At 70.0% G+C, this 11,006-nt stretch carries 11 protein-coding genes; 8 read left to right on the top strand and 3 right to left on the bottom strand.

Annotated features, from left to right (window positions below; genetic code table 11):
- Positions 1-91: 91 nt before the first annotated feature.
- From C1N81_RS25405 to pstB, 7 genes are all read left to right on the top strand, one after another.
- Entirely contained in the window at positions 92-2,416 is a 2,325-nt protein-coding gene (locus C1N81_RS25405) for an RNA degradosome polyphosphate kinase (RefSeq protein WP_394432801.1), read from the top strand.
- Complete coding sequence (locus tag C1N81_RS25400; RefSeq protein ID WP_394432799.1) at positions 2,397-3,404, top strand: CHAD domain-containing protein; 1,008 nt, start codon at positions 2,397-2,399, stop codon at positions 3,402-3,404. Before C1N81_RS25405 ends, C1N81_RS25400 begins: the two co-directional genes overlap by 20 nt.
- Entirely contained in the window at positions 3,374-3,835 is a 462-nt protein-coding gene (locus C1N81_RS25395; protein ID WP_394432797.1) for an NUDIX hydrolase, read from the top strand. Before C1N81_RS25400 ends, C1N81_RS25395 begins: the two co-directional genes overlap by 31 nt.
- Before the next feature lie 219 nt (positions 3,836-4,054).
- The gene (pstS, locus tag C1N81_RS25390) at positions 4,055-5,191 is read left to right on the top strand and encodes a phosphate ABC transporter substrate-binding protein PstS (RefSeq protein ID WP_394432795.1); all 1,137 of its coding nucleotides are present in this window, start codon (positions 4,055-4,057) and stop codon (positions 5,189-5,191) included.
- A gap of 114 nt (positions 5,192-5,305) precedes the next feature.
- Complete coding sequence (pstC, locus tag C1N81_RS25385) at positions 5,306-6,313, top strand: phosphate ABC transporter permease subunit PstC (RefSeq protein ID WP_394432793.1); 1,008 nt, start codon at positions 5,306-5,308, stop codon at positions 6,311-6,313.
- Positions 6,310-7,383, top strand: coding sequence for a phosphate ABC transporter permease PstA (gene pstA / locus C1N81_RS25380; protein WP_394432791.1), 1,074 nt, complete (start codon positions 6,310-6,312; stop codon positions 7,381-7,383). Before pstC ends, pstA begins: the two co-directional genes overlap by 4 nt.
- Positions 7,384-7,487: 104 nt before the next feature.
- Positions 7,488-8,264 carry a phosphate ABC transporter ATP-binding protein PstB gene (pstB, locus tag C1N81_RS25375; RefSeq protein WP_394432789.1) on the top strand — a complete coding sequence of 259 codons (777 nt, stop codon included), beginning with the start codon at positions 7,488-7,490 and terminating at the stop codon, positions 8,262-8,264.
- A 255-nt stretch (positions 8,265-8,519) separates the two neighbouring features.
- On the opposite strand, the gene C1N81_RS25370 is transcribed toward pstB, so the two are convergent.
- Together C1N81_RS25370 and C1N81_RS25365 are read right to left on the bottom strand one after the other, a co-directional pair.
- Entirely contained in the window at positions 8,520-9,518 is a 999-nt protein-coding gene (locus tag C1N81_RS25370) for an inorganic phosphate transporter (protein ID WP_394432787.1), read from the bottom strand.
- Positions 9,519-9,527: 9 nt separating this feature from the next.
- Complete coding sequence (locus tag C1N81_RS25365) at positions 9,528-10,148, bottom strand: DUF47 domain-containing protein (protein ID WP_394432785.1); 621 nt, start codon at positions 10,146-10,148, stop codon at positions 9,528-9,530.
- Between the two features lie 200 nt (positions 10,149-10,348).
- Between C1N81_RS25365 and C1N81_RS25360 the strand changes: the two genes are divergently transcribed.
- Positions 10,349-10,717, top strand: a complete 369-nt coding sequence (locus tag C1N81_RS25360) for a metal-sensitive transcriptional regulator (protein WP_394432783.1) — start codon at positions 10,349-10,351, stop codon at positions 10,715-10,717.
- A 55-nt stretch (positions 10,718-10,772) separates the two neighbouring features.
- Here C1N81_RS25360 and C1N81_RS25355 read toward each other — a convergent pair whose 3' ends face one another.
- Entirely contained in the window at positions 10,773-10,961 is a 189-nt protein-coding gene (locus C1N81_RS25355) for a hypothetical protein (protein WP_394432781.1), read from the bottom strand.
- Between the last annotated feature and the right edge of the window lie 45 nt (positions 10,962-11,006).

Raw genomic sequence — 11,006 nt, 5'->3', positions numbered from 1 at the left:
CGCCCCCGACCCCGCGCAGACCCCGGACCCCGACCGCCCGGACCGCCTCCACGCCGCGCCCGGATGGGCCCTCGCGCGGAAGAATGGGGCCATGAGCCAGCCGAGTCAGTCGAACGCCGCCCAGGACCCGACCACCTCCGCGCCGCCGACCACCGCCACGTCGCCGGCCACGGCGGCCCCGCAGCCGTCCGTGGGCTCGCTCGCCGCGCACCGGCCGCAACCGGTGGCCGGCGCCGACTACGACCGCGCGGCCGCGAAGCTCGCCGGGATCGTCGCCGACATCGACGCCGACCCGGACGACTACGAGGAGGAGTACGCGGGGCAGGACGAGAGCGGCGCCGAGCTGCCGCAGGGCCGTTTCCTGGACCGTGAGCGCAGCTGGTTGGCGTTCAACGAGCGGGTCCTCGAACTGGCCGAGGACCCGAACACCCCGCTCCTGGAGCGCGCCAACTTCCTGGCCATCTTCGCCTCGAACCTCGACGAGTTCTTCATGGTCCGGGTGGCGGGGCTGAAGCGCCGCATCGCGACGGGCGTGGCCACCCGTTCCGCCTCGGGGCTCCAGCCGCGCGAGGTCCTGGAGCTGATCTGGAACCGGTCGCGTGAGCTGATGGCGCGGCACGCCGCCTGCTACCAGGACGAGGTCGCCCCGTCCCTGGCCGACGAGGGCATCCACGTCGTGCGCTGGAACGAGCTGACCGAGAAGGAACAGGCGCGCCTCTACACCCTGTTCATGCAGCAGATCTTCCCGGTGCTCACCCCCCTCGCGGTCGACCCGGCGCACCCGTTCCCGTACATCTCGGGCCTCTCCCTGAACCTCGCGGTCGTGGTGTCCAACCCCGTCTCGGGCCACCGCCACTTCGCCCGCGTCAAGGTCCCGCCCCTCCTCTCCCGCTTCCTGGAGGCGTCCCCGCAGCGCTACGTCCCCATAGAGGACGTCATCGCCGCCCCGCGCCACCTGGCGGAGCTGTTCCCCGGCATGACCGTCGAGGAGCACCACATGTTCCGTCTCACCCGCAACGAGGACCTGGAGGTGGAGGAGGACGACACCGAGAACCTGCTCCAGGCCCTGGAGAAGGAGCTGATGCGGCGCCGCTTCGGCCCTCCGGTGCGCCTGGAGGTCGAGGAGACCATCGACTCCGAGGTGCTGAGCCTGCTCGTACGGGAGCTGAAGATCAGCGAGGCGGAGGTGTACCCGCTGCCGGGCCCCCTCGACCTGACCGGTCTGTTCGCGATCGCGGGCCTGGACCGGCCGGAGCTGAAGTACCCGAAGTTCGTCGCGGGCACCCACCGCGATCTGGCCGAGGTCGAGTCGTCGTCCGCGCCCGACATATTCGCGGCGCTGCGCAGCCACGACGTCCTCCTGCACCACCCGTACGACAGCTTCTCCACCTCCGTACAGGCGTTCCTGGAGCAGGCGGCCAACGACCCGGACGTGCTCGCGATCAAGCAGACGCTGTACCGGACCTCGGGTGACTCGCCGATCGTCGACGCGTTGATAGACGCCGCGGAGTCCGGCAAGCAGGTCCTCGTCCTGGTGGAGATCAAGGCCCGCTTCGACGAGCAGGCCAACATCAAGTGGGCGCGCAAGCTGGAGGAGTCCGGCTGCCATGTCGTCTACGGCCTCGTCGGTCTGAAGACGCACTGCAAGCTGTCGCTCGTCGTACGCCAGGAGGGCGACCAGCTGGTCCGCTACTCGCACGTCGGCACCGGCAACTACCACCCCAAGACGGCCAGGCTCTACGAGGACCTCGGCCTCCTGACCGCCAATCAGGAGGTGGGCGCGGACCTCTCCGACCTCTTCAACCGGCTCTCCGGCTACTCGCGCCGCGAGACCTACCGCCGCCTCCTCGTCGCCCCCAGGTCCTTGCGCACCGGCCTGGTCACGCGCATAGAGAAGGAGGTGCAGCACCATCGCGCGGGCCGCCCCGCGTACGTCCGTATCAAGGTCAACTCGATGGTCGACGAGGCCGTCGTCGACGCGCTGTACCGGGCGTCGCAGGCCGGTGTCCCGGTCGACGTGTGGGTGCGCGGGATCTGCGCGGTGCGGCCGGGTGTCGCGGGCCTCTCCGAGAACATCCGGGTCCGCTCGGTCCTCGGCCGCTTCCTGGAGCACTCCCGCGTCTTCGCCTTCGGCAACGGCGGCGAGCCCGAGGTGTGGATCGGCAGCGCCGACATGATGCACCGCAACCTCGACCGCCGCATCGAGGCCCTGGTCCGCGTCGAGGACCCGGCCCACCGGGCGGCCCTCAGCCGGCTGCTCGAGACGGGGATGTCCGACACCACCGCCTCCTGGCACCTGGGCCCGGACGGCGACTGGACCCGGCACGCGCTCGACGCGGACGGACGGCCCCTGCGCAACGTTCAGGAGATGCTCATAGACGCCCGGAGGCGCCGGCGTGGCACAGCGACACCTTGATTCCGTCCCGGCCCCCGCCGTCCCGGCCCCCGCCGTCGCGGACCCCACGGAGACCGCGGACCCGGCCCTCGCGTCCTACCTGCGCGACCAGGCCACCGAGTTCCTGCGGGCGCTGCGACAGCACCGCGAGAGCGGCGCGGCCGGGGAGACGGCGTGCGCGGCGCGCGCCCTGCGCCGCGCGGCCCGCCGGATCAGCGGCACCCTGCACACGTTCCGCCCGCTCCTGGACGCCGAGTGGTCGGACGCGCTGCGGCCCGAACTGGCGTGGCTGTCGGGCACGCTGGCCCAGGAGCACGCGTACGCGGAGCGCCTGCTGCGGCTGAACGAGGCGCTGCACCGGCTCACCACCGTCACCGCGCGCCCCGCCGCGCACCACCCGGCCGTGCGGGCCGACACCGGGGCGCCCCCGGCCCGCGAGACCCTCACCCTCGGCGCCGCCAAGGCCGCCGCCCTGCTCGACCGGCAGCTGACCCTCGCCAAGACACGCGCCCACAGCACCGCGCTCGGCGCCCTCGGCTCGTCCCGCTTCCACGCGGTCGCGGACAGCGTCGCCGTGCTCGCCAGCGAGGTCCCGCTGCGCGGCGCCGACACCGAGCTGAAGAAGCTCGCTACGGCCGCCGAGTCCCGGCTCACCGAGGCGGTCACCGCCCTGCACCCGACCGGCCACCCCTACAACCCGGACGCGGACACGCCCTGGCACCACGTCCGGCTCCTGCTCCGCCTGCACCGCTACGCCCAGGAGGTCGCCCTCGGCCCGTCCGCGACCGGGGCGCGCCGCGCCGACGACGAGGCGGCGCACGCCCTGAACGCCCACCGCGACGCCGCCGAGGCCGCGGCCGCCGCCGCCCAGGCGGCCCGCACCCCGCGCATCGCGCCCGCGACGGCGTACGCCCTGGGCGTGCTCCACGCCGACCAGCGCCATCAGGTGGAGGCCGCCAGAACCGCGTTCCGGCAGGCATGGCAGCGAGAGACAGTGGGAACTCCGTGACCGTGCGCGCAGACGACACCACCCCCATCCGCGCGGCGGGCTGCGTCCTGTGGCGCCGCTCCCCGTTCGACGACGGCCTGGAGATCTGCCTCGTCCACCGGCCCAAGTACGACGACTGGTCGCACCCCAAGGGCAAGCTGAAGCGCGGCGAGAGCGAGCTGGACGGCGCGCGGCGCGAGGTACGGGAGGAAACCGGCCAGGAATGTGTCCCGGGGGCCACCCTGCCCACCGCCCGTTACGTCGTCGGGGGCCGGCCCAAGACCGTCGCGTACTGGGCGGCGGAGGCCACATCGGGCACGTTCACCCCGAACCGCGAGGTCGACCGCGTCCTGTGGCTCCCCCCGGCAGCGGCCCGCAACCGCCTCACCGAGCCCCGCGACCGCAAGCTGATCGACGCCCTGCTGGCCGCTCTCCACACCAACCTGACGTAATCGCTCCGTGACCTAACCACACCGCCCGCTTAGGTTCACCCTCCGTTCATTCACGGCCATCGGTCACTTCACCTGATCTGCCTAATTTCGGCCGTGGACGGTGAGTCCCCGCGACAAGGGACCCGCTCCCCGTTCACTGAGAAACCCGAGAACTCCGCAGACTTCGCACGCCGCCACAGACGACAAGAGGCCGGCGGCTCCTGGAAGGAACATCCGAAGGTGAAGCTTCAGCGCAAGAACCGGCTCCGCGCCCTCTCCCTCGGCGCTCTCGCCGTCTCCGGCGCCCTGGCCCTCACGGCGTGCGGCTCCGACGACACGGGCGACACCACGGGCGGTGGCGCCAGCTCCTCCGCCAAGGCGGACGGCTCCAACATCAAGTGCGACGACGCCAAGGGCCAGCTCCTCGGCATCGGCTCCTCCGCCCAGGCCAACGCGGTCGACGCCTGGCGCCAGGCCTTCGCGCAGGCCTGCTCCGGCGTGCAGATCAACTACAAGCCCGACGGTTCCGGCGCCGGCGTCACCGCGTTCAACCAGGGCCAGGTCGCCTTCGCCGGCTCCGACTCGGCGCTCAAGCCCGACGAGGTCACCGCCTCGAAGAAGGTCTGCAAGACCGGCCAGGGCATCGACCTGCCGATGGTCGGCGGCCCGATCGCCGTCGCCTTCAACGTCTCGGGCGTCGACAACCTCGTCCTGGACGCGAAGACCCTCGCGCAGATCTTCGACTCGAAGATCACCAAGTGGGACGACGCGGCCATCAAGAAGCTCAACCCCGACGCGAAGCTCCCCTCCACCAAGATCCAGGCGTACCACCGCTCGGACGAGTCCGGCACCACGGACAACTTCACCAAGTACCTGAAGGCCGCCGCGCCGAGCGACTGGAAGTACGAGGGCGGCAAGGCATGGCAGGCCAAGGGCGGCCAGTCCGCGCAGGGCTCCTCCGGCCTCGCCGCGCAGGTCAAGCAGACCGACGGCGCCATCTCCTACTTCGAGCTGTCCTACGCCAAGGACGGCGTGAAGACGGTCGACATCGACACGGGCGCCGCCTCCCCGGTCAAGGCCACCACGGAGAACGCCTCCAAGGCGATCGCCGACGCCAAGATCATCGGCGCCGGCAAGGACCTCGCCCTGGAGCTGAACTACGCGACCAAGGCCGAGGGCGCCTACCCGATCACCCTCGTCACCTACGAGATCGTCTGCGACAAGGGCAACAAGGCCGACACCCTCGCCGCCACCAAGTCCTTCCTGACCTACACGGCCTCCGAAGAGGGCCAGGCCGCCCTCTCCGACCTGGGCTACGCCCCGATCCCCACGGAGATCAACGCCAAGGTCCGCGAGACCGTCGCCGGCCTCAGCTGACCCGCGTGCGGGCCACCCCACCAGCGGGTGGCCCGCACCGTCCGGTGCACCGCCGCCAGAAGTCCCGTACGCGACCGCAGTGAGCGGCAAGGACTTCGCAGACCGGAGAACCCCATGGACATAACCACGCAAACACCTGCGCCACCCGCGCCCGCCGACCGTCCGTCCACCGCGGAGCAGAAGGCCGCCGCCCGCGGCGCCACCCGCCCCGGCGACCGGGTCTTCCTCGGTCTCTCGCGCGGCTCGGGCATCCTGCTCCTGGTGATCATGGCCGCGATCGCGGTCTTCCTCACCTACCGCGCCTCGCTCGTCCTCTCGAAGAACGAGGGCAACTTCCTCACCACCTTCGAGTGGAACGCCACCGCCGACCCGCCCGTCTTCGGCATCGCCGTCCTCGCCTTCGGCACGATCGTCACCTCGGTGATCGCCATGCTGATCGCGGTCCCGGTCGCCGTCGGCATCGCGCTCTTCCTCACGCACTACGCGCCGAAGAAGCTCAGCGGCACCATCGCCTACGTCATCGACCTGCTGGCCGCCGTGCCGTCCATCGTGTACGGCCTGTGGGGCGCCCTCTTCCTGGTGCCGCACATGACGGGCCTGTTCAGCTGGCTCGACGACTACTTCGGCTGGACCGGGATCTTCTCCTGGCAGGGCGGCGCCCCGCGCACCCTGCTCACCGTCGGCATCCTGCTGGCGATCATGATTCTGCCGATCATCACCAACGTCTCCCGCGAGGTCTTCCGGCAGGCCCCCCTGATGCACCAGGAGGCGGCCCTCGCCCTCGGCGCCACCCGCTGGGAGGTCATCCGCATGTCGGTGATCCCCTTCGGCCGCTCCGGAGTGATCTCCGCGTCGATGCTCGGCCTCGGCCGCGCGCTCGGCGAGACGATGGCCGTCGCCACGGTCCTCTCCCCCGACTTCCTGATCCACGCCAGCCTGCTCGACCCGGGCGGCGGCACCTTCGCGCAGAACATCGCCGCGAAGTTCTCCGAGGCCAACGACCAGGGCCGCGACGCCCTCATCGCCTCCGGCCTCGTCCTCTTCGTCATCACCCTGCTGGTCAACGGCGCGGCCCGGTTCATCATCGCCCGCCGCAAGGAGTACTCGGGGGCCAACGCATGAGCCACGCGACGACGCCCGCGCCCGCACCCGCGAAGCGCCCCTCGTCCCTCTCCGCCGCGCGCCTGCCGCGCTGGTCGCCCTGGGCCATCGCCCTCGGCTCGATCGCCGCGGGCTGCGCGATCGGCCTCGGCTTCGGGCTGAGCAGCCGCATCCAGTGGGGCCTGCTCGCCGCGCTCCTCTTCGTCCTCGTCACCTACGGCCTCGCCGCCAAGGTCGAGGGCGCGCGCCAGGCCAAGGACCGGACCGCGACCAGCATCGTCTGGGTCGCCTTCATCCTGGCCGTCCTGCCGCTCGCCTCCCTCGTCTACGAGACGGTCAAGCGCGGCATCAAGGTCCTCGACCCGTACTTCCTGTCCCACTCGATGGGCTTCGTCACCGCCTACCAGCCCGGCGGCGGCATCTACCACGCGATCCTCGGCACCCTGGAGCAGGTCGGCCTCGCCACCCTGATCTCCGTGCCGATCGGCCTGCTGACCGCGATCTACCTGGTGGAGTACGGCCGCGGCAAGCTCGCCAAGGCGGTCACCTTCTTCGTCGACGTCATGACGGGCATCCCGTCGATCGTCGCGGGCCTGTTCATCCTCAGCTTCTGGATCCTCATCCTCGGCTTCGGCTTCTCCGGCTTCGCCGGCTCGATGGCCCTGTCCATCCTGATGATCCCGGTCGTGGTCCGCTCCACCGAGGAGATGCTCAAGCTCGTCCCCAACGAGCTGCGCGAGGCATCGCTCGCCCTCGGCGTCCCGAAGTGGCGCACCATCCTCAAGGTCGTCCTGCCGACGTCGATCGGCGGCATCATGACCGGCGTGATGCTGGCGGTCGCCCGTATCGCGGGCGAGACGGCCCCGGTGCTGCTCCTGGTCTTCGGCAACCCGCTGATCAACGGCAACCCGTTCGACGGCCCGCAGGCGTCGCTGCCGCTCTACATCTACCAGCAGTACGCCAGCAGCGGCGGCAGCGAGGCGGCGTACGACCGCGCCTGGGCCGCGGCCCTGGTCCTCATCGCCTTCATCATGATCCTCAACCTTCTGGCCCGCGGCGTGGCCCGCTGGAAGGCCCCACGGTATCGATGAGCAGCTGCCGCTGCGTGGCGAGCCGCTGACGCGGCTACCGCGCGCACGCGCTCACGCGCTCCCGCGCCCCTCAGCGACTCGAACCCGGAAGTAGTGAACAAGTTATGGCCAAGCGAATCGACGTCAGCGGACTCACCGCCTACTACGGATCCCACAAGGCGATCGACGACATCTCGATGACCGTCGAGCCCCGCTCCGTGACGGCCTTCATCGGCCCGTCCGGCTGCGGCAAGTCGACCTTCCTGCGCACCCTCAACCGGATGCACGAGGTCACCCCCGGCGGCCGCGTCGAGGGCAAGGTACTCCTGGACGACGAGGACCTCTACGGCGCCCACGTCGACCCGGTCGCCGTGCGCCGCACCGTCGGCATGGTCTTCCAGCGCCCCAACCCCTTCCCCACGATGTCGATCTACGACAACGTGGCGGCGGGCCTGAAGCTCAACGGCTCCTACAAGAAGTCCGAGCTGAACGACGTCGTGGAGAAGTCCCTCAAGGGCGCCAACCTCTGGAACGAGGTCAAGGACCGCCTGAACAAGCCCGGCTCGGGCCTCTCCGGCGGCCAGCAGCAGCGGCTGTGCATCGCCCGCGCCATCGCGGTCCAGCCGGACGTACTCCTGATGGACGAGCCCTGCTCGGCGCTCGACCCGATCTCGACCCTCGCCATCGAGGACCTGATCGGCGAGCTGAAGGAGCAGTTCACGATCGTCATCGTGACGCACAACATGCAGCAGGCGGCCCGCGTCTCGGACCGCACCGCCTTCTTCAACCTCGCGGCGGTCGGCCAGCCCGGCAAGCTCATCGAGATCGACGAGACGGAACGGATCTTCTCCAACCCGTCGGTCCAGGCGACGGAGGACTACATCTCGGGCCGCTTCGGCTAGGAGCTCGCCGCCTTTGACCCGGACTCCTCGTGGCGCTGCATGGCGGTGCCGCCACGAGGCCCGAGAGCCCGCCCCCGGTAGGGGGGCGGGCTCTCACCATCTACGAGGGGCTGGGGATCAGCCCCGCTCAGGGGCGCGGGGAACTGCGCGACCAGCCACGACGAAAGCCGCGGACGCGTCCGCTCGTGACATGAGCAGACGCATCCGCGGCTTGTAAGTGGCTGAGCGCGCGGTTCCCCGCGCCCCTGCCGGCACCTATGCGAAGGCCAGCCAGACGATCCCGTAAGAAGCGGCAGCGACAAGCGCCGCGGCGGGCATCGTGATGAACCACCCCACCACGATGTTCTTGGCGACCCCCCACCGAACGGCGTTCACCCGCTTGGTGGCCCCCACACCCATGATCGCGGACGTGATGACGTGCGTGGTCGAGATCGGCGCGTGGAACAGGAACGCGGAGCCGAACATGATCGAAGCCCCGGTGGTCTCCGCGGCGAACCCCTGCGGCGGATCCAGCTCGATGATCTTGCGGCCCAGGGTCCGCATGATCCGCCAGCCACCCGCGTACGTACCGAGCGACAGCATCACCGCACACACGATCTTGACCCAGACCGGGATCGGGTCCTGGAACGTCTCGTGACCGCCGATGACGAGCGCCATGACCACGATGCCCATGGTCTTCTGCGCGTCCTGAAGGCCGTGGCCGAGCGCCATGCCGGCAGCCGAGACGGTCTGCGCGATCCGGAACCCGCGCTTCGCCTTGTGCGGGTTGGAGCGCCGGAACATCCACATGATGAGGGTCATCACGAGGTAACCGACGACGAGGCCGATCACCGGCGACGTGAACATCGGGATGACGATCTTGTCGAGCACCCCGGACCAGTACACCGTCGTGCCCCCGGCGAGCGCCGCGCCGACCATGCCGCCGAACAGCGCGTGCGAGGACGACGAGGGAAGGCCGAAGTACCAAGTGATGAGGTTCCACACGATCGCGCCGGCCAGAGCGGCGAAGAGGATGCCCATCCCCTTGTCGCCCTCGGGCGTGGCGATGATGCCCTCACTGACCGTCTTGGCGACGCCGCTGCCGAGGAAGGCACCGGCGAGGTTCATCACCGCGGCCATGGCGAGCGCCGCGCGGGGCGTCAGGGCACGGGTGGAGACGGACGTGGCGATGGCGTTCGCGGAGTCGTGGAAGCCGTTCGTGTACGTGAATCCGAGCGCGACGCCGATCGTCACGATCAGGGTGAAGGTGTCCATGAGCCGGCCTCAGGACTCCTTCACGGCGATGGTCTCCACCGTGTTGGCCACGTGCTCGAAGGCGTCGGCCGCCTCTTCCAGCACATCGACGACCTGCTTCAGCTTCAGGACTTCCATGGCGTCGTACTTGCCGTTGAAGAGCTGGGCCAGCAGCTTGCGGTGGATCTGGTCGGCCTGGTTCTCGAGCCGGTTGACCTCGATCCAGTACTCGGTGAGGTTCGACATCGTGCGCAGGTTCGGCATCGCCTCCGCGGTCAGTTCGGCCGCCCGCGCGAGCACCTCGATCTGCTGCTCCACGCCCTTCGGGAGCTCCTCGATCTGGTAGAGGACGACCAGGTCGACGGCCTCTTCCATGAAGTCCATGATGTCGTCGAGGGACGAGGCGAGGTTGTAGATGTCCTCGCGGTCGAACGGCGTGATGAACGAGGAGTTGAGCTGGTGGAAGATCGCGTGGGTGGCGTCGTCACCGGCGTGTTCGGCTGCCCGCATCCGCTCCGCGATCTCGGCCCGGGCGGAGGTATCCGCCCCGAGCAGTTCCATCAGGAGCTTCGAGCCCGTGACGATGTTGTCCGCGGACGCGGCGAACATGTCGTAGAAGCTCGTCTCCCTGGGGGTCAGACGAAAACGCACGTGGGGTCCTCGGGGTGCTCTGGATTGGGTCAGGCTGATGCTAGGCGCATCATCCGGCCACGGCTAACCGGCGTTCCCCCAGTGTCGCCCATCAGGCACAGTGATCAGCACGGGGTCCCGCGAACCGGCCGGACCCGCGCAAAGTCCGGTATCCTATACCCTCCGGGGGTATACGGGACCACTACGGGAGGTCGGACACGATGACCACGGACGCGAGCCCGTCGGCGGCCGCCGACGGCGGGGCGGAGCACGGCACCGCCGAGATCGTGACCGACCACGACCGCGGCATCCACGGCTACCACCACCAGAAGGACGAGCACCTCAAGCGCCTGCGCCGGATCGAGGGCCAGATCCGCGGCCTCCAGCGCATGGTCGAGGAGGACGTCTACTGCATCGACATACTCACGCAGGTCTCGGCCTCCACCAAGGGCCTGCAGTCCTTCGCGCTCCAACTCCTGGAGGAGCACCTGCGCCACTGCGTCGCCGACGCGGCGGTCAAGGGGGGCGACGAGATCGACGCCAAGGTCGAGGAGGCCACGAAGGCGATCGCGCGGCTGCTGCGCACCTGAGGGTCTGACGGTCGGACGTTCCGCGGGCGGGGGCCAGGCCCTTGGATTCGTGACCTCAGGTCCGGTTCTCGCCGTGCGGGGCGCCGGGCGGCGCCTCGTCGACTCGCAGCACCTCGTCGATCCGGTCCGCGCTGAGCCGCCCCTCGGGGACGGCGGACGCCGCGATGATCAGTTCACCGCACAACTCGATCTCGGCGAGGGCGACGTGGTCCTGAACAGCCGTACCTACGGGAGCCACGCTCATCACCTCTTCCAGCCATCGTCGGTCGACTTCCCAGAGTAGGGAGCG

The sequence above is a fragment of the Streptomyces sp. SGAir0957 genome (assembly GCF_043523415.1).
Note: the sequence above shows the minus strand (reverse complement) of the source record. Positions and strands in the feature narration are given on the sequence as shown.